This window comes from Alkanindiges illinoisensis DSM 15370 (genome assembly GCF_000619845.1).
GTDB classification, from domain to species: Bacteria; Pseudomonadota; Gammaproteobacteria; order Pseudomonadales; family Moraxellaceae; genus Alkanindiges; species Alkanindiges illinoisensis.
On the sequence record NZ_KK211037.1, the window covers coordinates 55,076 to 78,189 of the forward strand.

At 49.9% G+C, this 23,114-nt stretch carries 19 protein-coding genes; 11 read left to right on the forward strand and 8 right to left on the reverse strand.

The genetic code is table 11. The annotated features are described in order from the left end of the window. Positions 1 to 202: 202 nt before the first annotated feature. The 3 genes from Q337_RS0114470 (at position 203) to Q337_RS17955 (ending at position 3,018) form a co-directional block, all read left to right on the forward strand. Complete coding sequence (locus Q337_RS0114470) at positions 203 to 1,507, forward strand: hypothetical protein (protein ID WP_026472191.1); 1,305 nt, start codon at positions 203 to 205, stop codon at positions 1,505 to 1,507. 178 nt (positions 1,508 to 1,685) lie between these two features. Continuing rightward, entirely contained in the window at positions 1,686 to 2,111 is a 426-nt protein-coding gene (locus tag Q337_RS0114475) for a MarR family winged helix-turn-helix transcriptional regulator (RefSeq protein ID WP_026472192.1), read from the forward strand. Between the two features lie 4 nt (positions 2,112 to 2,115). After that, positions 2,116 to 3,018: an alpha/beta hydrolase family protein gene (locus tag Q337_RS17955; protein ID WP_051526918.1), complete on the forward strand. Its 903-nt coding sequence runs from the start codon at positions 2,116 to 2,118 to the stop codon at positions 3,016 to 3,018. Here the strand turns inward: Q337_RS17955 and Q337_RS18880 are convergent. The 3 genes from Q337_RS18880 to ppc form a co-directional block, all read right to left on the reverse strand. After that, positions 2,972 to 3,370, reverse strand: a complete 399-nt coding sequence (locus tag Q337_RS18880) for a hypothetical protein (RefSeq protein ID WP_156935821.1) — start codon at positions 3,368 to 3,370, stop codon at positions 2,972 to 2,974. The two genes, Q337_RS17955 and Q337_RS18880, sit on opposite strands and share 47 nt — an antisense overlap. Positions 3,371 to 3,407: 37 nt before the next feature. Further along, the gene (locus Q337_RS0114485) at positions 3,408 to 3,812 is read right to left on the reverse strand and encodes a DUF4259 domain-containing protein (protein WP_026472193.1); all 405 of its coding nucleotides are present in this window, start codon (positions 3,810 to 3,812) and stop codon (positions 3,408 to 3,410) included. Between the two features lie 93 nt (positions 3,813 to 3,905). Next, positions 3,906 to 6,716, reverse strand: coding sequence for a phosphoenolpyruvate carboxylase (gene ppc, locus Q337_RS0114490; RefSeq protein ID WP_084494906.1), 2,811 nt, complete (start codon positions 6,714 to 6,716; stop codon positions 3,906 to 3,908). A 274-nt stretch (positions 6,717 to 6,990) separates the two neighbouring features. On the opposite strand from ppc, the gene Q337_RS0114500 reads away from it, so the two are divergent. Continuing rightward, complete coding sequence (locus Q337_RS0114500) at positions 6,991 to 7,773, forward strand: HD domain-containing protein (protein ID WP_051526919.1); 783 nt, start codon at positions 6,991 to 6,993, stop codon at positions 7,771 to 7,773. Positions 7,774 to 7,800: 27 nt separating this feature from the next. On the opposite strand, the gene Q337_RS0114505 is transcribed toward Q337_RS0114500, so the two are convergent. Beyond that, positions 7,801 to 8,433, reverse strand: coding sequence for a TetR/AcrR family transcriptional regulator (locus Q337_RS0114505; protein ID WP_026472196.1), 633 nt, complete (start codon positions 8,431 to 8,433; stop codon positions 7,801 to 7,803). Positions 8,434 to 8,602: 169 nt separating this feature from the next. Between Q337_RS0114505 and Q337_RS17960 the strand changes: the two genes are divergently transcribed. The 5 genes from Q337_RS17960 to Q337_RS18470 all read left to right on the forward strand — a co-directional run bounded on the left by Q337_RS17960 (position 8,603) and on the right by Q337_RS18470 (position 14,892). Further along, a complete protein-coding gene (locus Q337_RS17960) occupies positions 8,603 to 9,778 on the forward strand; it encodes an efflux RND transporter periplasmic adaptor subunit (protein ID WP_084494907.1) in 1,176 nt (391 codons plus the stop codon). Between the two features lie 3 nt (positions 9,779 to 9,781). Continuing rightward, positions 9,782 to 12,952 (forward strand): efflux RND transporter permease subunit, encoded by a 3,171-nt coding sequence (locus tag Q337_RS0114515; RefSeq protein ID WP_026472197.1) that lies wholly within the window; start codon positions 9,782 to 9,784, stop codon positions 12,950 to 12,952. 105 nt (positions 12,953 to 13,057) lie between these two features. Further along, positions 13,058 to 13,474, forward strand: coding sequence for a DUF1810 domain-containing protein (locus tag Q337_RS0114520; protein ID WP_026472198.1), 417 nt, complete (start codon positions 13,058 to 13,060; stop codon positions 13,472 to 13,474). Positions 13,475 to 13,692: 218 nt separating this feature from the next. Further along, a complete protein-coding gene (locus Q337_RS0114525) occupies positions 13,693 to 14,064 on the forward strand; it encodes a hypothetical protein (protein WP_026472199.1) in 372 nt (123 codons plus the stop codon). Positions 14,065 to 14,175: 111 nt separating this feature from the next. Further along, positions 14,176 to 14,892, forward strand: a complete 717-nt coding sequence (locus Q337_RS18470) for a hypothetical protein (protein WP_051526920.1) — start codon at positions 14,176 to 14,178, stop codon at positions 14,890 to 14,892. 144 nt (positions 14,893 to 15,036) lie between these two features. Here Q337_RS18470 and Q337_RS0114535 read toward each other — a convergent pair whose 3' ends face one another. Then, complete coding sequence (locus Q337_RS0114535) at positions 15,037 to 16,350, reverse strand: PQQ-dependent sugar dehydrogenase (protein ID WP_034280598.1); 1,314 nt, start codon at positions 16,348 to 16,350, stop codon at positions 15,037 to 15,039. A 357-nt stretch (positions 16,351 to 16,707) separates the two neighbouring features. Here Q337_RS0114535 and dnaJ point away from each other — a divergent pair, with 357 nt between their 5' ends. Next, the gene (gene dnaJ, locus Q337_RS0114545) at positions 16,708 to 17,817 is read left to right on the forward strand and encodes a molecular chaperone DnaJ (RefSeq protein ID WP_026472201.1); all 1,110 of its coding nucleotides are present in this window, start codon (positions 16,708 to 16,710) and stop codon (positions 17,815 to 17,817) included. 197 nt (positions 17,818 to 18,014) lie between these two features. Next, entirely contained in the window at positions 18,015 to 19,118 is a 1,104-nt protein-coding gene (locus Q337_RS0114550) for a glycosyltransferase (protein ID WP_026472202.1), read from the forward strand. Between the two features lie 85 nt (positions 19,119 to 19,203). Here the strand turns inward: Q337_RS0114550 and Q337_RS0114555 are convergent, their stop codons facing one another. The 3 genes from Q337_RS0114555 to Q337_RS19345 all read right to left on the reverse strand — a co-directional run bounded on the left by Q337_RS0114555 (position 19,204) and on the right by Q337_RS19345 (position 23,005). Beyond that, positions 19,204 to 19,800, reverse strand: a complete 597-nt coding sequence (locus tag Q337_RS0114555) for a phage tail protein (RefSeq protein ID WP_026472203.1) — start codon at positions 19,798 to 19,800, stop codon at positions 19,204 to 19,206. A 70-nt stretch (positions 19,801 to 19,870) separates the two neighbouring features. Further along, the gene (locus tag Q337_RS0114560; RefSeq protein WP_026472204.1) at positions 19,871 to 20,212 is read right to left on the reverse strand and encodes a response regulator transcription factor; all 342 of its coding nucleotides are present in this window, start codon (positions 20,210 to 20,212) and stop codon (positions 19,871 to 19,873) included. Positions 20,213 to 20,344: 132 nt separating this feature from the next. Next, the gene (locus tag Q337_RS19345; protein WP_084494876.1) at positions 20,345 to 23,005 is read right to left on the reverse strand and encodes a beta strand repeat-containing protein; all 2,661 of its coding nucleotides are present in this window, start codon (positions 23,003 to 23,005) and stop codon (positions 20,345 to 20,347) included. Positions 23,006 to 23,114: the final 109 nt, after the last annotated feature.

Consider the following 23,114-nt stretch of genomic DNA (forward strand, 5'->3'; position numbering starts at 1 on the left):
TCTGAAAACTGCCGGGTTACCAGCCACGTCCGGTAAGAAATTGTTGTGGTTAATCAATACATTTCCAACTGAATAGTGAACCAGTGCTTTGCCTTGTTAGTTTTTTCATCAGGTTTTTGCACACAGTAAACTTGCGTCCTTGCCATTAGTATTCTAGATTGATAACCCTTAACAACTCCTGTGTGATTGCAAGGAAATATTCATGTCGCTGGCGCGAAGGTGGTTAGACCCGATCCGTTCCCGATGGTTTTTCAACCGGCCTTACCGGCAACGGCACCTGTCCTCACGCAATGGCATTACGGTTTACCTGCGGTTTGATGATGTCTACAGTTATCTGTTGGTGCAGCTTTTGCCGCAACTGGAAGAACTGCTGATTCCGCGCTTAAAACCACTGAAGATTGTCATTTGCACACAGGCCAGCCCACCGCCCAATCATTTAAGTGCCGCTGCCTGGCAGCAGTATATGCTGGATGATGCCACTGTACTGGCTGCCCAGCACCGCTTTGTCTTTGAAGTTAGTGAAACAGTTCGCGCCAGTTTGCCCAGCCCGGCACTTATTCAGCAAGCCACCACTGTTTTAAAAACTTCGCCTTTGCGCGGCATGGATTACCTGCATTTGTTGCAGGATATTTTTCACATGCTGTGGCAAAACCAGCAAGGCAAGCTCAATACCCTGCATTACATGGCCACGCGGCGCCCATCTCTGGCGTCTACCAGCAATGCAGCGCCTGATTTAGCTGCTATCCGCTTTGTGGATGAACCGATTGCCAGCGGATTTTTATTATTTGGCGGGCGGCATTACCGTGCCATTGATGATTTTTTACGCCTGACCCGGCGCCTAAAACAACAAAAATTACTGAATAACGAGCCAATTTTTTTAATCAACCATATTGAATGGGGCGAGCATCTGGTCAATGACCCGGAAAACCTCAATGAAATACAGGCGCTGCATGCCCGACTGGACATTTATCTGGCGCTGGAAGACCCGGTGAGCTGGCTGATTCTGGCCTATATCAAGCGCGAGCTGGTGGATTATTATAATCTCACGCTAAGGGTGCATCCGTTGCCGTATCAGGGACGTGATGACTTTGACTGGGGCCTGATTGCGCGTTTATCACGGCGTACCGAGGTCAGCATTGCGCCATTTTGCCGTCCAACGCAGGCGGCTACCCTGAATCTGGCGCGCATCCTGTATAGCGTGGATGAGGAACAGCGCAGTGAAGTCCTGCTGGATTTGCTTAAATGTGTCTGGTGCAAGGGGCTGGATGCCAGTTTTGCACCGCATGTCCAGCGCTTAATGACAATGGCACTTGAGCAGCAGCAACTGATTGATTTACCAGAAACCGAAGCCTGGCTGGCGTCCAATCAGGCCACCTGTGAGGATTATCAGCAGCCGGATTTGCCAGTAATGGTATTACAAATTGGCGAACAACAGCAGGTGTTTAACAGCCTGTACCGGGTCTGGCGTATTGAAAGCCTGCTGGCTGAGGCACTGGAAGAACATTAAACCCAGAATGAATTGCCTGAATTTCAAGTTAAAATTGTTATACCCAGCCCACCTGATACTGGGTTCTTTATATTGAAATACTGAACGCAGCAGTCAACAAACATTTTTGATCGTTTATTGCAGCATTATCCTAAATCTTTTAAATTGGTTCGCATGTGAAATAAATAGTACCGCCAAGATGCGTCAGCAACCGTTTTTCATCTTTCTGCTAAACAGTAGCCAGCGCCGTTTGCAACGCTGGATTGAGTCACACCGGCAGCCGGACTTTCAGGTGTCAGCTGCACAGGCCGGGGTATTGTTTGTGCTGGAAAAACAGGATGGCGCACTGGCTGGTGATATTGCCCAGACACTGGATCTGGTGCCGTCAGCCGTGTCTGGCCTGATTGACCGCATGCAGCGGCAACAACTACTGGAACGCAAAAAATGCCCTCAAGATGGCCGCGCTACCCGCTTGTGGCTGACGCCCTTGGGCAAAGACCAGCTGACGTTATTCAAGACCCAGCTTGCGGCACTTAATCTGCGGCTCACACAAGGGTTTACCAGCGATGAGCTGGCTATTGTTGAACGCTGGTTAAACCATATCCGACAGGAATTTCAGGACTAATTCAATGAACAAACCTATTACTCCTCAAACTGTCCATATCATTGCTGAAGATGGCTATGCCTTGTCTGGCCATTTTTTTAAGGCAGAGGACTCACAGCAAAAACAACCTGTCCTGTTGTGTCCGGCAACCGGTATTTTGCAGCAGTTTTATTTCAGGTTTTGTGAGTGGTTAAGCCAGCAAGGTCATGCGGTGCTGGTGTTTGATTTTCGCGGCATTGGCCAGTCACTGCATGAGCCGGTGAAATACAGTAACGCGCGTATTCAGGACTGGGGGCAGCTGGATATTCCTGCCGCACTGGACTGGCTCACCCTGCATACTGGTCAGCCGCAAGTGATTTTAATTGGCCATAGCGCTGGCGGTCAGCTTACCGGGCTGGTGCGCAACCACCAGAAAATTGCACAGGTGATTGCTATTGCTGGCTCGACAGGCCATGTCAAAGGCTTAACCGGTAAAACCAAATGGCTGGCACCTGTGTTGTTTAATGTCTACATGCCACTGAATATCCGACTATACGGGCATGCCAACAACAAGAAAATTGGCTGGGGCGAAAATCTGCCCAAAGATGTGGCGCGCCAATGGGCGGACTGGTGCAGCAAGCCGGGTTATGTGGCTAATGCATTGGGCAAAAGTATTGACCAGCATTATCATGCCGACATTCGCTGTCCGGTAACGGCTATTCATGCTAGTGATGATGAAATTGCCACGCCGACCAATGTGGCAGACCTGTTGCGCCTGTATCCCAATGCCGTGCAGCGCACCATTTGCCTTGAGCCAGCCACAGAAGGCTTTCAGCAGATTGGCCACATGGATTTATTTAGAAGTTCGCACCAGCGCTTATGGCCTGTGGTGCTGGATGTAATTACTCATTCGCGTTCCGAATCTCAACAGCATGCTGACAGTCTTTAGAAGAAGCGTATGCAAAAACGGATAGCTGATCTGTTTCGAGAACGATAGCATTGAGTTCAGCACTAAATGCATTTTGTGACACTGAGCATTTAAACTGTTTTAAGTGAAAATCTCTAACTGGCTGGCAGCTTGCTTCAGCTGTACCCTCTGTAAAACCAGTGAGCGTTTTCAGGTCTAATCGTTCACAACTATTATTTAAAGTGCTGAGTGTATTGGAATGAACTGGTTCAGCTATTTCAGATTTCACTTTATTATCATCAGACAATTCGGCTTTCGCATCAGAACCAGTTTTGGTACAGCCACTCAATAGCAAACTGACCAGTATAACTGCCAGCACGATTAATTGTGTCATGAACGATCTCAGATTATTATTTTAGGTCGCGATTTAATTATTCCTCTAGCCGGGCAATCATTGCTTCGACATTTGCGCGCCAGTTGGGATATTCCACATTATTTTCCTGCCACAGTTCGTTCAGTTCTGACTGGTTAGACAGAACAATTTTAAGGCCTGCCAGTACTGCGGTCTTAAACTGATTCAAATCATTCCTGCTTTGCTGTTCCAGCCATTGTTCAAAGGCTTCGTCATTGTGGTCATACACTGTGCCATTGAGCAGGTAATCCAGTATCACCCCGGCAATAATGATTTGATGCGCGCGATCATATTCCAGATATTCTTCATCGTCCTCCGTGAGAATAACTTGTTGCAAAAAATCTACTGCCGTGCTGTCAATCGCTTCTTCCATGGCATCCAGTGCCGTGTCATCCTCAAAAATTCCAGTGCCCCATGCGCCCATATCATTCTCCTCTTATGAAATTTAAGTCCATAAAACCATAATAAATCATGTAATTGCATGAATTAACCCTATCTGGTTTTAATGTCTTCTACGTTAACCTGTGTTGCGCAGGCCTGCGGCAATGCCAGCAATGGTGACCATCAAGGCATGGTCATAGGTACTGTCGTCTTGCTCGCGGCGGCGCTGCATCAGTTCGGCCTGCAACAAATGCAGCGGCAAAATATATGGCGTGCGCACATTGATTGAGCGTTTGAGCATGGATTCATGCTGCAACAGGGCAGGCTGGTTAATGACTTCCAGCAGGGTTTGGGTGGCGCTGTCCAGCCTGCGCCGCAATTCCTTGCCTAGATCAATCAACTGCGCATCATGGGTTAAGCGCGATTCATAATAGGCCGCAATGGCCGGGTCTGCCTTGGCCAGCACCATTTCCAGCATGTCCAGCAGGGTCTGAAAATAGGGCCAGTGCTGCATCATGTCGTCAATAGTGGTGCGCTGGCCTTCTGCCAATGCCGTGCGCAAGGCTCGTCCAGTGCCAAGCCAGGCTGGCAGCATCAGGCGCACCTGGGTCCAGGCAAATACCCATGGAATGGCCCGTAGCGATTCGATGCCACCACTGACCTTGCGGCGTGCCGGACGTGAACCCAGCGGCAGCATTTGCAGTTCCAGCTCAGGCGTTACAGTGCGTAGGTATTGAATAAATACCGGATTTTCGCGCACGGTTTGCCGATAGGTGCCAACTGCCACTTCAGTCATGCTGTCCATCAGGGTGCGCCACTCCGGCTTGGGGGCTGGCGGCGGCAACAGGGTGGCTTCCAGTGTGGCACTGGCATACAGCTCCAGATTGCGCAGGGCAATACCTTGCATGCCAAACTTGAAGCGGATCATTTCGCCTTGTTCGGTCACGCGGATTTTGCCTTTCACCGAGCCCGGTGGTTGTGAGAGCAGGGCCTGATAGGTGGGCGCACCCCCACGGCTAATCGACCCGCCACGACCATGAAACAGGGTGAGCTGGATACCATGCTGCTCAGCCACCTGCGTGAGTTGTTCCTGCGCACGGTACTGTGCCCAGTTGGCAGCCAGAAACCCGGCATCCTTGGCCGAGTCGGAATAGCCAATCATGATCTCCTGTTTAGCCTGACCGTTACTGTCAGTAATGGCCTGCTTATACCAGTCAATTTCCAGCAATTGCTGTAAGCTGCTGGCGGCATTGTTCAGGTCTTTTAAGGTTTCAAACAACGGCACCACGCGCAAGGGCCTTGGCATTTCAGCTTCTTTTTGCAGCAGCATTACTGCCAGTACATCACTGGGATATTCCGCCATTGAAATTACGTAAGCCCCCAGTGAGTGATGCGGCTGACGGGCCAGCATGTCAAAGGTGGCCAGTACTTCCTGTACGTTATCCGACCAGCCACTATGCGATTGATCCACATGCAAACCATGCGGCAACAGCGGGCGCGGATTATTCAGTTCCTGCAACAAAAACTGCTGGCGTTTCGCTTCATCCCAGTCCAGATACGAGCCGAGTTTTAAATATTCGGTAATGGCATTGAGCGCTTCACGATGGCGGCCGGATTCCTGCCGCACATCCAGCTTAAGCAATTCAATGCCAAAGCAGGCCACCCGGCGGATCAAATCCAGCAGCTCGCCATTGGCGACATCCTGCATGTTGCAATCCACCAGCGACTGGTAGCACAGCAGCAGCGGCTGCATCAGTTCATCGGTATTATGGTAAACCGCGCTGCGATCAATGGCTGAGCTATTGCTGGACGGATCAGAAAAACTACTGTTTGTACCCTGATCTACACGCTGATCTGCACCGCGAATCTGGGCATGCAGCCAGTTGCGGGTATGTTCCAGCCGGGTGCGAACTGTGCGCAAAATATCACGGTAGGGTTCACGGGAACGTTCACCCACCACCTCACGTAAGGCTGCATTGCAGTCTTCCATTGATAAATCCCAGCGCAGGGCATCGACATCGCGCCAGTACAAATCAGCGGCCTGCCAACGTGCCAGTAGCAGGACTTCCTGCGTCACCTGATGGGTCACATTGGGGTTGCCATCGCGGTCACCACCCATCCATGAAGCAAACCGCACTGGGGCATGAGTGAGCGGCAAATGCCTGCCCGTGTGTTGCAATACCACTGCATCCAGTTCACGCATAAACTGCGGAATGCTAAACCACAGGGTTTGTTCAATCGCAGTAAAGCCCCATTTGGCTTCATCCACGGGGGTGGGTTTGTGACTGCGGATTTCATCAGTGTGCCACGCTGCAATAATCTGGCGCTTAAGCCGATCTAGCACCGCCTGTTTTTCCTGCACGGTTAACTGTTGCTGATCCAGAATTTGCAGGCATTCGGCAATCTCATCATATTTTTGAATCAGGGTACGGCGGCTGATTTCAGTGGGATGCGCGGTCAGCACCAGTTCAATATCCAGTTCCAGCACGGTTTGCCATAGCTGGTCGGGCGTACAATTGGCCGCCAGCAAACGTGGAATCAGCTCTTGTAGTGACCCGGCCTGCGGTGGTGTGCCTTCACGGCTTTGCCAGTCACGGCGGCGGCGCACCCGGTGATACTGCTCGGCAATGTTGGCAAAGTTTAAAAACTGGGTAAATGCCCGCGCCACTGGCAACAGTTCCTGTTCAGTTAAATTGGACAGCACGGCATCAAGCTGGTTTTTGGCTTGTTCATCACCATCGCGGGTTTGCTTGGCCAGATGCCGGATTTGTTCGACTTTTTCAAATAATGCCTGCCCAACCTGCTGCTTGAGGGTATCACCCAGCAAATTACCCAGCAGGCGCACATCATCACGCAGGGGCGCGTGCGGATCGGTTTGCTCACCAGATTGTGGGTTGGCGCTGATTTGACTAGCGTGGAAATCAGCAGGGTCATTGGCGTTAAACATAAGCACTCCGGCAATCAGAACTTTCAAACCACTTTGACGCATCTGGTTTGAATATATGCCAGTTTTAGGCCAGCTTAAGTTTTTAATTGCAAATTATTTTTACCAGCACGGCCACCTGTCACTATCCGGCATGATCAGTAGCCAGTTTTCCAACAGGCTTGTTTTTTAAAGCCCATAAGCCAAATTTAATTTTTAGAGTAATTACTCTAGATTTTAAGCATGAATTGGATTATTTTAAATTAGAGCAATTACTCTAATTAATGGATGACACATCGTGAATAACAACAAAGAAACTACCATGCACAATGCTGCGCCACTGGGCAGCTACTTATGGACAAGATCCAGCAATGGTCGCTTAAGCTTAAAGGAAAAACAGGCATTAATTCGTCGTGCCTTGCTCCCCAGCATGACGCATTTTTTAACAACAATGCTGCATCTGGATCAGCCCAAAGTTGACCTGACCCTACAAAACATTGAGGTGCCAGATAACCGTTTTATCAGGGAAGCCATCCGTGAGCTGGAAGGTTGTGCCACGCCCGCACTTATTGGTCATTCATGGCGTACTTATTATTGGGGTGCGGCGCTGGGCCAGATTGAACAGCTTGGCTTTGATCCTGAAAGCCTGCTGATTGGCTGCCTATTCCATGACTTGGGCCTGACTGATGCGCATGCCGGGCAAAACTGTGGTTGTTTTACTCTCGCCAGTGCGCAAGCTGCAAAAACATGGAGCCAGAACGTCAATTATCCGGCAGAAAAAGCTGATGCAGTGGCAGACATGATTTGCCTGCACATGAATGCACATCTGGATGAACATGACAGTGTAGAAAGCCGCTTACTGCAACAGGGTGCCGCTTGTGATGTGATTGGTGCGCGGTTTTATCAATTGAACAAAACGTATCGGCAAGATGTATTGAGCCACTATCCCCGGCAGGGCTTTAACCAGCAATTTAGCCAACTGATTGCACAGGAAGCAGCACGCAATCCGCATTCCCGTGCAGCATTGCTCAAGCAATTGGGCTTACCAGTGATGATCCGGCTTAATCCATTTAATGAATAAACGCTTAACAACTACAATAAGTGATGGCTAGCAACGATAAGCCCGCACAAAAAAGGCAATATTGTCCTGTGCCAGTCGTTGCTGCTGCTGTTCACTAGGTGCAGCTTCAATATCAAACAGCACACGCATGTGACGATGCCCACAAAACAGGCTTAAAAAATGCTCGGCGGCTTGCAGACTGTTGGCAATGCTTAGCTTGCGCTGCGCATGGGCCTGTTCCAGCAAGCGGGTCATGTGGCTGAGCACCCGCGTTGGCCCGGCGGCAAAAAACTTGTGCACCAGCTTGGGGTTATGCTGGGTCATGCTACACATCAGGCGATGCAGTTCCAGCCCTTCCTTGCTGTAAATAATGGACTGGAAACGCAGGGCAATGCGCTTGAGTGCTATTTCAATCGCCATGTCGGGTTTTAAATCAAAATCCAGTGCGGGCAACTGGTTTTCACAGTGATTTTCCACCGCAGCAATAAACAGGGTTTCCTTGTCATTAAAGTGGTTATACACCGTGAGCTTGGATACTCCGGCTGCCAAGGCAATGCTATCCATGCTGCTGCCTTCATAGCCCAGTTCCAGAAACAGGCATTTGGCAGCATCCAGAATGGATTGCCGTTTGGCCATATCCTTTGGCCGGCCCGGCGTGGCCGTGTGACGTAAATCGCTCATGCGCAACAGCTTGTCTAACCTGACGTAGATTGAATCAATTGTACCTGATTTATGCCCTAAAATTACTGTACTGATTGGTTTACTTTATTTTATAAACTCATTAGTATAAAAATTAGCAAAATTGACAAAAGAATACGAAAACATGAGTGACCACATCAAATTTGGGGCGATGAATCACACTGGGGAACGGCCGGTGCGCCGTTTGGGAGCACATCTGCTGATCATGTTGGCAATGGCTTTGGCTGCCGGGCTTAGTGCTTGCCAGAAAGCCGATCCACCACCAGCACCCTTACGTGCCGTGATGGTGGCGCAACCGTTGAGCAGCAATAGTAGCCAAAGCAGCTATTCCGGTGAAGTCCGGGCGCGGCAGGAAGCAGACTTGTCATTCCGTGTGGCTGGCAAGGTCACCCAGCGGCTGGTGGAAGTGGGTGACCGGGTGCGCAGCGGGCAGGCACTGGCCGTGCTCGACCCGACTGATGCCAACCTGCAACTGGGTGCGGCACGCGCGCAACTGGACAGCGCGTTATCTGTTGAGCGTACGGCCAAGGGCGAACTGGAACGCTATCGCCAGTTGCTGCCTGCCAATGCCATTAGCCGCTCGCAGTTTGACCAGATTGAAAACCAGTATAAAACCGCGCGCAGCAATGTGCAGCAGGCGCAGGCCAATTTAAATGTGGTGAGCAATCAGGCCAGTTATTCCACTTTATATGCCAATAAAAGCGGTGTGGTGGTGAGCCGCAGCATTGAAACTGGACAGGTGGTAAGTGCCGGGCAACCCGTCTACCGTCTGGCGCTGGATGGCGAACGTGAAGTACTGATTGGCGTGCCGGAACAAATGATTGAGCAGTTTAAGCCACGCCAGCCGGTGCAGGTGTCGTTATGGTCAAATCCACAGCAATTGCTCTCCGCCTATGTGCGTGAAATTTCCCCCGCTGCCGATGCCTCGCGTACCTTTGCGGTACGGGTGGCGTTTGCCAACGCAGGCGCACCCGTCAAAATTGGCCAGAGCGCACGCGTTTTTGTGACTACCAGCAGCAGTAGCCCGGCCTTGGCTGTACCACTGGCAGCAGTCACGGCCGAGCAGCAGCAAAGCTATGTGTTGGTGGTCAATCCCGCCAATTCGACCCTGATGAAAAAACCAGTACGCATTGATGCTTATGGCCGTGACAGTGTGCCGGTGCTGGCTGGTTTAAGCCCACAGGATTGGTTGGTAATTGGCGGCGTGCATTTGTTACAGCCGGGCCAGAAAGTTCGTGCCGTGAATCGCGACAACCAACCTGTGTTTCAACAAAATGCTCAGTCAATGCCTCAGACTGCATCATCAATTACGGCCAAAAAGGACTAGATCATGCGTTTTAATCTGTCCGAATGGGCCTTAAACAACCGGGCCTTAGTGCTGTTTTTTATGATCCTGCTGGCCCTAATTGGTTTTGCGTCGTACAGCAAGCTGGGGCAAAGTGAAGACCCGCCCTTTACCTTTAAGGTAATGGTGATCCAAACCTACTGGCCGGGTGCCACAGCCGAGCAAGTGTCCTTGCAGGTCACTGACCGCATTGAAAAAAAGCTGATGGAAACCGGTGAATACGACAAGATTATTGCCTATTCACGCCCCGGCGAGTCCATGATTACCTTTATGGCGCGTGATTCCATGCGCTCCAGGGACATTCCTGACCTGTGGTATAACGTGCGCAAAAAGGTGGGTGACATCAAGCAAACCCTGCCGGTGGGCGTGCAGGGGCCATTCTTTAACGATGAATTTGGCGATACCTTTGGCAATATTTATGTGCTCACCGGTAAGGATTTTGACTATGCCGTGCTTAAGGAATATGCCGACCGCGTGCAATTGCAACTGCAACGCGTTAAGGATGTCGGCAAGGTTGACCTGATTGGTTTGCAGGATGAAAAAATCTGGATTGAGCTGTCCAACACCAAGGCCGTCAGTCTGGGCTTGCCCTTAAGTGCGGTGCAGCAGGCACTGGAAGCCCAAAACGCAATTGTGCCCGCCGGGTATTTTGAAACGCCAACTGATCGAATTCAACTGCGGGTAAGTGGCCAGTTCAAGTCGCTCGATGACATTAAAAACATGCCAATTTATGTGGCAGGTCGCACTATTCGTCTGATTGACGTGGCCGATGTGTACCGCGGTTTTAGCGAACCGGCACAGCCACGCATGCGCTTTATGGGCGACAATGGTATTGGTATTGCAGTGGCCATGAAAAAGGGTGGCGATATTCTGGCACTGGGCCAAAATCTGGAAACTGAGTTTGCCCGCTTGCAGGACACCTTGCCGGCTGGCATGACCTTAAGCAAGGTATCCGACCAGCCTGCCGCGGTAAAGGAAAGCGTGGGCGAATTTGTGCGGGTGCTGGCCGAAGCAGTGATTATCGTTCTGATTGTCAGCTTTTTTTCCCTGGGATTTCGCACCGGACTGGTGGTGGCATTTTCCATTCCGCTGGTACTGGCCATGACCTTTGCCGTCATGAATTATTTTGATGTGGGCCTGCACAAGATCTCCCTGGGCGCGCTGGTACTGGCGCTGGGCCTGCTGGTAGATGATGCCATTATTGCAGTGGAAATGATGGCGATTAAAATGGAGCAGGGCTTTAGCCGTCTTAAGGCTGCCGGGTTTATGTGGCAAAGCACGGCGTTTCCCATGCTGACCGGAACGCTGATTACTGCGGCGGGTTTCCTGCCCATTGCAACGGCACAGTCTGGCACCGGAGAATATACCCGTTCGATTTTTGAAGTGGTAACCATTGCCTTGCTGGTCTCGTGGGTGGCTGCCGTGATGTTTGTGCCCTATTTAGGTGACAAGCTGCTGCCTGATTTGAGTCAAATGCAGCATCAGGCGCCGTGGTATCAGCGCTTATGGTTAAGGTTTAAACACAAAAAGCAGTCTTCTGTGTCTACCTCAATCCCAGCAGACCAAGTGATTAATCAATCGGCCACTGCGATAGAGCACGACCCGCATGACCCCTACGCTACCCGTTTTTACCAGCAGTTCCGCCGTCTGGTGCAATGGTGCGTGCGTTACCGTAAAACCGTCATTGGCATTACCGTAGCGGCCTTTATCGGCTCAATCATGCTGTTTGGGCTGGTGCAGCAGCAGTTTTTCCCGCCCTCCAACCGGCTGGAAATCATGGTGGATTTAAAGCTGGCCGAAGGGGCGTCTTTAAAAGCTACAGAAGCACAGGTGGCGCGTCTTGAAAAAATGCTCAAAAGCCATCCGGGTATTGAAAATTATGTGGCGTATGTCGGCACCGGTTCACCACGCTTTTATTTGCCGCTAGACCAGCAGTTGCCACAGGCCAGCTTTGCCCAGTTTGTGGTGCTGGCCAAAACCATTGAAGACCGCGATGCCTTGCGCCAGTGGCTGATCAAAACCTTAAATGAACAGTTCCCTGAAGTGCGCAATCGGGTGTCTTTGCTGGAAAATGGCCCACCTGTCGGCTATCCGGTACAGTTCCGCGTGTCCGGTGAAGACATGCAGCAGGTACGCCAGATTGCACGTCAGGTGGCGGCCAAAATTGGTGAAAATCCTAATGTTACTAATGTGCATCTGGACTGGCAGGAACCCAGCAAGATCATTTATTTGGACATTGATCAGGATCGCGCGCGGGCACTGGGCGTGGATAGCAGTACGCTGGCGCAGTTTTTACAAAGTTCCATTAGCGGCATGGACATTAGCCAATACCGCGAAAAACGCGAGCTAATTCAAATCCGCATCCGTGGTGCCGAAAGTGAGCGGGCGCAAGTGGAATCACTGGCCAGTCTGGCTGTGCCTAGTAGCAATGGCGGCAGCGTGCCACTGGCGCAAATTGCTAACCTGCGCTATGGCTTTGAGGAAGGCATTATCTGGCATCGCAACCGTTTGCCCACCGTGACCGTGCGTGCGGATATTCGCACCAATGAACAACCCGTGACACTGGTCAACCAGATTTCACCCACGCTGAATAGCATTCGCCAAAACTTGCCCAGTGGCTACCTGTTGGATGTTGGTGGAACGGTTGAAGACTCTGCACGTGGCCAGGCTTCAGTGAATGCTGGCATGCCATTATTTTTGGTGGTGGTGATGACCTTGCTGATGCTGCAATTGCGCAGTATGTCGCGCACGCTGATTGTGATGCTTACTGCGCCGCTGGGCCTGATTGGCGTGGTGCTGTTTTTGCTGTTACTGAACAAGCCGTTTGGCTTCGTGGCCATGCTGGGCACCATTGCACTGTCCGGCATGATCATGCGCAACTCGCTTATCCTGATTGATCAGATTGAGCAGGACATCAGCAGTGGTCTGAGTCCGTGGAAGGCCATTACCGAAGCAACCGTGCGCCGTTTTCGGCCCATTGTGCTCACGGCACTGGCAGCGGTGCTGGCCATGATTCCACTATCACGCAGCATTTTTTTTGGGCCAATGGCAGTGGCCATTATGGGCGGATTAATTGTCGCCACCGCATTAACCCTGTTGTTTTTACCTGCACTTTATGCCGCGTGGTTTAAGGTCAAACCGCCTCAAGTCAGCTGATCTGGCCACAGGATGAAGATCAGGCAATGGCCATAAACCAGTTGAAATAGAGGGCAAGCTTATGGCAAAACACCTGATCATACAGCACAGTGTAGGAAAAAACTGATGACAGACTCATTGAACCGGTTTGTGGAAGCGCAGGATGCCAGCTATGAAACGGCCCTGCGTGAAATCCAAAATGGGCGCAAGCAATCGCACTGGATGTGGTTTATCTTTCCGCAATTACGCGGCCTTGGCCACAGCCCCACGTCGGTTCACTTTGGCATTCGTGACCGCGCCGAGGCACAGGACTATCTTAACCACCCTGTACTCGGCCCCCGCTTGCAACAAATCACTAACGTCGTGCTTGATTCAGACCAGTCGGTACTTTCCCTGTTTGGCAGTATTGATGCATTAAAGTTTTCATCCTGTATGACCTTGTTTGCCGCCATCACAGATGAAAACTCAGTATTTGCCAAGGCACTGTCACGCATCACCCCCACCGATCAAAAAACCTTGAAAATGCTTAACCTTACAGACTAATTAAAGACAAGCCAAAGCACCGCAGGTTTATTTTTAAATGCCACCTGATGCAATAAGTAGTTTTGTTATACTCAGCTGCTGACATGGCCTACACATGGCTATCAGGGAAAAGTACGAAATAGCCAGTAGATAATTTTGCCCAGTTTACTATCTGGATTTTACGTTTTTTGTAATAATCAGATGTTGGGCTAAAAATACCGGGGTGGAAAAGGAACAGCATGGCAGCGCGACCAGCATTTTCACAGCAGCAGTGGGTAGGGATCAATTATGGCCTGATGTTACTGTCGCTACTTTTAGGGGTTGGCGTACTGATTGCGCTATGGAGCAGTCATCACTTTTTAAACCAGAGTCAGGATGTCTGGTTGCGCTCCCATCATTTGTGGATCATGCGCAGTTGTGTGGGCCTACTGGGTTTATTGCTCATCAATAGCCTGTTTTTTATTCCCTTGTTTTGGCTGCCCGTGACGCAGGGCATTGGCTATTATTGTTGGCTGGCTGGGGTAGGGTTTGCTGCCTTAATCTGGCTATGGTTTTTGTATCGTAGCGTTAAAGGATTACAGGCATTTATAAAAGCTAAATCGGTGTATTGATGGTGGAGCAAAGATGGGATTGAAATTTCAGTAAAATATTTGGATTTAGTTTGTACCACTGAATATTATAACTCCAATAAACTAATTCTTAAGAGTTTTTAGGGAAGTGTAATGAGTATAGAAAAATTTCAATTTCCATCACGAGGTTTTCACATAGTTGCGACGAAAGTTGGTGAAGCAGATTACTTTCTTGAAAAATTAAAAGAGGTACAAGGTCATTACGATGAATTTTCTTATATTTTGAGCGCTTTTGTTTCAGCCTCAAGAAGTATCACTTTTGCACTTCAATCTGTTATGACTAAATATCCTGAATTTGATGAGTGGTATATCACTCATCAAGAAAAACTCAAAGCCAATGGCCTTGCAAAGTATTTTGTAAGCCTTCGTAATTATATGCAAAAGGTTGGTCAAGTCCCAGTGGGTCATACTGGAACAATAAGAAATGGTAAGATTGAATATTTTTCCTTTTTTATAGATATAGATGACTTAAAAAATGCCCCAAATGGAGAGGTGATCAATCTAGCTGAAGATTATTTTGTTGAAGTTTTGAGAGTTGTCGAAAGTTGCTATAGGGATTTTTGGGTATATACTGATCCACGTGCGATCTTTACTGAGGACGGCCTAAAATTGCTTGGCTGGGTTATAGAGGATATTGAGGAGGCCGTTGGCCTCCCTAGAGGATATACTGATATTCCTTATGATAATGAAGACAAGAATTTACAAAGATTACGGCTTTTGGCTCGTGAGTTTCAAGGTGACGAGATGATGGAGCAGTACTTTATGAAATATGAATTACAGTTGAATCTTAATAAAAATTATAATTCCTAATTTAAATATACTTATATGTTTGTTGGTAAATATGATGACAAGCTATCTAAAATTTGGGAGTAGTTAAGAAACCAGTGAGTCAGGCCAAAGCTAATTTCAACTCCAGCCTGACTCAATACCATCAAAAAACTATAATGATGTTGTTTACCTTGGCGACACGCGCCACACCACATCACCCACATCATCGGCTACTAGGATCGCGCCCGCCTTGTCTACCGTAACGCCAACCGGACGACCCAGCGCATCACCGTTTTCATTGACAAAGCCACTAAGCACATCTTGCGGTTTACCCGCTGGTTGACCATTTTGAAATGGCACAAAAATCACCTTGTAGCCACTGCGCGGTTTGCGATTCCACGAGCCATGCTGGCCAATCAATACGCCATTTTTATATTGAGGCATTAAATCAGCCTTATAAAAGCTTAAGCCCAAGGATGCGGTATGGTTGCCCAGTGCATAATCCGGTTTAAGGGCCTTGGCAACCAGATCCGGATTTTGCGGTTTTACCCGGGCATCCACATGCTGGCCATAGTAGCTATAGGGCCAGCCATAAAACGCCCCATCCTTAACCGAGGTCATATAGTCCGGTACCAGATCGCTGCCAATTTCGTCACGTTCATTCACTGCAGTCCAGAGTGCCCCGGTTTGCGGTTGCCAGTCCATGCCATTGGGATTGCGCAATCCGGTGGCAAAAGGACGTACCTTGCCACTGGCAATATCAAATTCCGGAATGCGCGCGCGATCCTGTTCCTTGTCCAGCCCGTTTTCAGCGGCATTGCTGTTGGAACCCACCGTAATGTAGAGCTTGCTGCCATCGGCACTGGCAATCACATTTTTGGTCCAGTGATGGTTAATTGGCCCGGCCGGTAAATTCAGTACTTTGGTGCCCGCGGTCTGAATACTGGTTGCACCCGGGGTATAATCAAAGCGCATCAGGCTATCAGTATTGGCGATATAGAGTGCGTTACCGACCAGTGTCATGCCAAAGGGCGAGTTCAGGTTTTTCAAAAATACGGTGTGCTGGTCGGCAACTCCATCGCCATTGGTATCACGCAGCAGGCTAATCTGGTTGGCACTGGGATGGGATGAACCCGCGCGTTTCATCACCAGTGTCATGATTTTGCCTTTAATGCCCTTGCTGTCTTCCGGCTTGGGCGGTGCATCGGTTTCAGCCACCAGCACGTCACCATTAGGCAGTACATACAGCCAGCGCGGATGAATCAGGCCACCCGCAAATTTTTGTACTTTTAATCCACTGGCTGCAACGGGCATGGTATTGGCAGGCCAACCCTTGGCTGGTGCAATATGTACTGTGGGGAGCAGGCTTTTCTGCGGCGCGGGCAGTACCGGATTAGCGCCATAGCTGGCATCAATCGGTAGGTTGGCTTTGTGGCCGCAGCCGGTCAGGCACAGTAGCCCTGCACTGGCCAGTATGGAAAATTTCACGGAAATAGACATTGGGTGAACTCCAGTCAGCATCGGTTAAAAGGCCTAAGCGGCATGGTTTAAAACCTGTCAGCTTAAAAAACGGGTTTAGCCTGTCCAGGGCAGCAACATCCGTGGCCTGATGGTTTATTATGGATTTACTGTAGGCCAATGGACAAAAATCACTGTCATTGTCCTGTTGAAACAAGTTGCTGATTGGTTACAGCAAGCGCTTCATTTCACATTGGTTTTTATTTATGGGGTGGCAATTTTTTAGCCGGGAACGCATTCGCCGCATTTTTTGTGAAAAATAGTGCTTGCAAAAACACCACATTGCCCCAAGATTAGCCGCAATTGTTTAATTGATTTTGGTTAGGAGTTATGCCAGCCATGGCAAAGAGAGACTACTACGAGGTTTTAGGGTTATCCAAAGGTGCAGGCGAGGACGAAATTAAAAAGGCCTATCGCAAGCTGGCCATGAAATATCATCCGGACCGTAATCCTGATAACAAGGAAGCTGAGGAAAAATTCAAGGAAGCTTCAGAAGCCTATGAAGTCTTGTCCGATAGCGACAAGCGTTCTGCCTATGACCGCATGGGACACAGTGCCTTTGAAGGCATGGGTGGCTTTGGCGGTGGCGGCGGCTTTAACGCGCAGGATATCTTTAGCCAGTTTGGTGATATTTTTGGCGATATGTTTGGTGGCCGTGCGGGCGGTGGCCAACGTCAGCGCCGTGGGGCAGACCTGCGTTATGTGCTGGAATTGACCCTGGAAGAAGCAGTTAAGGGCGTGAAAAAAACCATCAGCTTTACGGCACCAGCGGCCTGTGAAGCCTGTAATGGCAAAGGTTCCAAAAATCCGGAAGATGTCACTACCTGCCAGACCTGTCATGGTTCGGGTCAGGTGCGCATGCAGCAGGGTTTCTTTTCAGTTCAGCAAACCTGTCATACCTGTCAGGGCCGTGGCAAGATTGTCAAAAATCCGTGTAATGTCTGCCATGGCGCGGGTGTGGCTGAACGCAAGCGCACACTGGAAGTCAGTATTCCAGCCGGGGTGGATAACGGTGACCGCGTTCGCCTGACCGGTGAAGGCGAAGCGGGTGGTGCTGGTGTTCAGCCTGGCGATTTGTATGTAGAAGTGGTGGTGCGCGAGCATGCCGTATTCCAGCGTGATGGTGCCGATTTGTACATGGATGTGCCCATTAGCTTTACCGATGCAGCACTGGGCAAGGAAGTGGAAATTCCAACGCTTGATGGTCGTGTGAGCCTGAAAATTCCTGAAGGCACCCAGACTGGCAAGCTGTTCCGTCTGCGCGGCAAGGGTGTAAAACCGGTACGTACCAGTATGGTGGGTGATTTACTGTGCCGTGTGGTGGTGGAAACTCCGGTGAATCTAACCAGCCGCCAGAAAGAACTGTTACAGGAACTGCAAGCCACACTGGATGGTGATGACAAGCAATCGCCCAAGAAAAAGTCATTTTTTGAGCGCCTGTTTGACTGACCAAGCCATGAAGCGATAGTCCTTATCGCGATTATTGTGACGTGTATAAATGCGAAAAGCCCATCTTACTAGATGGGCTTTTTGATATGTGGTCGGTTCAGGCAACAAATAACCTGAGCATGACTAATCTGGGGGCAGATTGAATCGTCAGACAATAAAAATTATGATAGGCCAAATAAAATTGATTTTATAAGAATATGTCACCACACATTCGCCTGAACATGATTGTCAAAAATGAAGCTGCGGTGATCCTGCGCTGTCTTGCTTCGGTCAAGCCGTGGATTAATTCCTGGGTTATTGTCGATACGGGTTCCAGTGATGGCACACAGGACATGATTCGGCAGTATATGCAGGATCTGCCGGGACAATTGTTTGAACGTTCCTGGAAAAATTTTGGCCATAACCGCAGCGAAGCCCTAGAACTGGCGCTCACTGATGAGTTGCCCCCTGCGGATTATTTATTGTTTATTGATGCAGACGAAACCCTGCTGGTGGCTGAGCAGTTTCGCTATCCTGAACTGGACGGCACAGCTTACTATTTTGAATGCCTGTACGATCACATATGCTATCAGCGCAATGCGCTGGTTTCTACGCGGCTGCCTTGGCGCTGGAAAGGAGTATTGCACGAATATCTGGATTCGCCCATGCCGCATCAGTGGCAAACGCTGGAAGGGCTCCGTATTTTTGTACAGCACGACAGCGCCCGTGGCAAGGACGCAACCACTTACCTTAAAGATATTGCCTTGCTACAGCAGGGAATTCAGGATGAGCCGGACAATTTGCGCTACCAGTTTTATCTGGCACAAAGCTATCAGGATGCGGGGATGCTGGACGCGGCCTTGCAGGCTTATCAGCAGCGTGCCAGTGCCGCTGGCTGGGAAGAGGAACGCTGGATGGCCCAGTTTCGTGCGGCCCAGTTAACCGAGCGCTTAAACTATCCCATTGAACAAGTGTATCTGGCTTATTTGCAGGCATGGATCAGTCGGCAGCAACGTGCTGAGCCTTTGTATGAACTGGCACGTTTTTATCGTGAACGGCAATTGTATGACACTGCCTGCTATTTTGCTCAGCAAGCGGTTAATATTACCCAGCCGGATGACCTGTTATTTGTCGACCATAGCGTGTATGCATGGCGGGCACTTGATGAACTCAGTGTATCGGCCACCTACTGCGCGCCTTATAAGCAAGCAGGCCAAGTTGCCATGTCACAACTCATTCAGCAACAAAAATTTCCTCCTAGTGAAAAAGCGAGAATTGAAGCCAATAGGATGTTCTATGATTTGGACGCGCATCTGGTTTAAGTTGAATGATTAATAGAATAGAGAATGATCCCAATAAACAACCTGATTTTTAACATCAGGCTGTTTGCATGGATGAGGCAGTAGATTAAGGACGTGATGGATAGATACCATTAATACAAATAATATAATTGAGTGCCAGATAGGGATTGCTGGCATCAAACGGCTGACTGCCGCCCACAATGCCTGTTGTACCTGAATTTAACTGCGCCGCAATATTGGCTTGTATCGGTTTCATGTTGGCAAGCTGGGTGGTATCTGGCGTGTAGCTATTTAAGGTATTGATGCCATCATTAACATTGGCCCATACCGCATTCGTGGGATCAGTGGTTGTACCGTTGCCCGAGCTACCTTGCGGCTGTATGGTGGCAGTCGCGGTAACTTGCTGTGCATCCAGTGAATGCGCGTGAGCAGGCAAATTGGCAAGCGTTAAACTAATATTTCGGCTACCGCCCTGACCACCCAGGGGAAACTGATTGTTGTCAACACCCACAATGGCGCGGCCATTTAAGTTGGGCAGGGCAAAGGTGGTTTGTCCATTGCCCCCATAAGTGGTGCCTAACAGTGAAAACAACGCGGTATATTGTGAAATGGAGAGGAGTTGTCCGTTGCATGACATCCATCCCTGTGGGGCGAAGTCAAAGGCCACCACGCTGATTTCTCCAACAAATGATTCCAGAGCCATATTATTTTTCCCTAATAGATTTGATTAAAATTAGAGTGGTATTTTGATCCACAGTCGAATTAAAGCGATTCTAGACAGGGTCGGCTATACCTAAAACATCGTATTTTTTGTGCAGTAGATTGAGCTTTTTATGAATGGTTTTGCGATGACTGTACACGGTTGCAATGCTGATATTCAATTGAAAGGCAATCTGTTGACTCCCTTGTCCTTCAGTCATCAGCAGCACAATGCTTTTTTCACGTTCGGTTAAACTGGCCAAAAATTCAGGGTAGTATGAGGCGTATTTCAGCAGGCAGGCTTTATGGTGGATATTGAGCTTTTTATAAATATTTTCTTGATGGGTAGTGACAGTTCGTTCGCTGATATATAGTTTTTCGGCAATTTGTTTGATTAAAAAACCATCAGCGCGCATTTAAAAAAATTTTTCGCTCACGTCGGGTTAACGTTGCTAGTATTGTCATGGCATTGTTCTCAACCTGATCAGTCCGCAGGCTGTAAAAGCCGGCGGACTGAGGCTTAACGGATGAATTAAACCGGCTGATCCTTATTTGATGCGGGTGATGGACAGATGGGTCGTGCCGTTGGTTGAGGTAAAGGCCGCAGTTGTGTTACTCCATGACTGTGCTCTGAAACGCACGGTATTACCGTTGTCCAGATACATCATACAGTTAATCTTGGTGCTATTTCTGAGGCCTGCATTTGCGCCATTGGTATATTGATCATAGGTGCTAATACAGATCGGCGTACCGGCCTGATTAACATCCAGATAATGCGCAATGCCGATAATGGTTTCTCCGCCGGTATTGGTAACACCCATCACTTGCGTAGAAAACTGATACCAGCCTGCACCTGTACCACCTACGGTAAAGGTCGTGCCATTCCAGCTATTGCCACCAGTCAGACTGGCGCGGATGTTATTTGAGCCACTAAAAAACAAGGTATCAAAATTTGCTGTGCCACTTAAGCTGCTGATCTGCTGACTGCTGTTGTTGGCAATGTTCAACTCTACATTGGGATAAGCACTAACGGCACTGCTGATGTTAACGCCGCTGCCCCAGCTCCCATTGGATTTGGTATAGATCAAGCCGGAACCCGTCTGGATATAAAGGTCACCATTACTACCGGTAGCGTTGGATGGTGCCGTTGATCCCGAAAATACGACTGTGCCACTGTTACCAGTTGCCCCGGTGGCGCCCGTTACACCTGTTGCGCCTGTAGCTCCGGTAACGCCTTGCGCACCTGTGGCTCCGGTTGCACCAGTAACACCTTGAGAACCTGTAGCGCCAGTTGCACCCGTTGCGCCGGTAACACCTTGTGCGCCCGTAGCTCCAGTTGCCCCTGTCAGCGCAATAGAAATAGACCAGCCTGCTGCAGACTTTGGTCCATACAGTCGGGCATTGGTGGTGTCAATATAAAAATCACCCACCGCGCCAACAGCCAGTGAAGGGGCGCCACTGCCATTTAAGATAGTATTACCATTGCTGCCAGCCGCCCCAGTGGCACCTGTAACACCTTGCGCCCCTGTAGCTCCGGTAACACCTTGTGCACCCGTTGCCCCTGTGATACCGCTAGCACCTTGCGCACCGGTAGCACCCGTAATGCCTGTGGCTCCGGTAGCACCCGTTGCACCATTAGCGCCAGCTGCGCCTTGTAAAGATACCCCTATGCTTGGCCAGCCTGTAACAGTTTTTGGCCCATAAAAGACTGAATTCACAGTATCGATATAAAAATCACCAACATTGCCCTGAGTGGTGGGTGCTCCGTTACCATTGAGAATAATATTACCATTGCTGCCGGCCAACCCGGTTGCCCCAGTGGCTCCCGTTGCACCCGTAACGCCTTGAGCACCCGTTGTCCCTGTCGCCCCAGTTATGCCAGTGGCTCCAGTTGCACCTTGTGACCCTGTGGCACCTGCCGCCCCTTGAGAACCTACCAGTGAAATGCCAAGGCTTGGCCATACCCCATTGGCTTTAGGGCCATAAAAACGGCTGGTTGTGGTATCAATATAAAAATCACCATCCAGTCCCAGAGTTGCGGCTGGAGCGCCTGAGCCATTAAGTACGGCATTACCACGCATACCCTGCTGGCCTGTAGCACCCGTCGCCCCTGTGGCGCCCGGTTGACCAGTTGCTCCGGTTGCACCCACCAGAGAAGTTGATGCGCCCCAGCCGTTGATGGTCTTGGCGGCATATAGTCGTCCGTTACTTATATCAATATAGGTATCGCCAACATTACCAAGGGTTGAGGAAGGTGCGCCTGACCCGCTAATGATAGAAAACCCTATAATACCTTGCTGGCCTGTTGCCCCGGTGGCGCCCGTTACACCCGTTGCGCCTGTCACTCCGGTTGCCCCTTGCGCACCTGTAGCTCCCGTTGCACCGGTAACGCCTTGAGAACCTGTAGCGCCTTGTGCGCCCGTGGCACCAGTCGCACCGGTAATGCCTTGAGAACCCGTTGCTCCTGTAGCTCCAGTTACACCGATTGCCCCAGTCGCACCCGTAACGCCTTGTGCGCCAGTGGCTCCGGTTACGCCTTGCGCACCAGTTGCACCCGTAATACCTGTGGCTCCGGTTGCACCAGTTACACCCTGTGCACCGGTTGCGCCAGTCGTACCGTTGGCGCCAGTTGCCCCAGCCGCGCCGCTAGCGCCTTGTTGGCCTGTAGCACCCGTTGCTCCTGTAGCGCCTTGTGCACCGGTAGCACCCGTTGCCCCTGTAGCACCGTGCTGGCCTGTGGCGCCTGCCGGGCCAATCAGTGAAATACCCGTATTTGGCCAACCTGCTGCTGTTTTTGGGCCATAAAGGACTACATTACTCACATCAATATAAAAATCGCCAGGCTTTCCAGCAGTTGCCAGCGGTGCGCCAGAACCATTGATTACACTATAGCCATCGCTGCCATTCAGGCCAGCTGTTCCCACCAGTGAAACCCCTATGGCAGGCCAGGTACGATTCTTTTTAGGGCCATATAAAACATAGGCATTGGTATCAATATAAAAGCTACCGTCTATACCATTTTGTGCAGTAGGCATGCCTGCCCCGCTGCTGACTGAGTTAACGAGCGTAGTGGTTACAATCGTTTCTGTGGTTTTATCCGATCCGCCACATGCTGACAATGCCAGCATTGTGCCCAGAATGACGACACTTAGAGTGTTTTTTTGCAGTTTTTTAGAGGATGTATACATCGCGGGATGGATCATATTCATTTTTTACTTCCAGCGTTATTTTTTAAAAATTTTAGCTATTTATTTAATACGAGGGATTCATAATTGTATACAGTTCTGTATATATAGTTACATATTTTTATATTTTGCA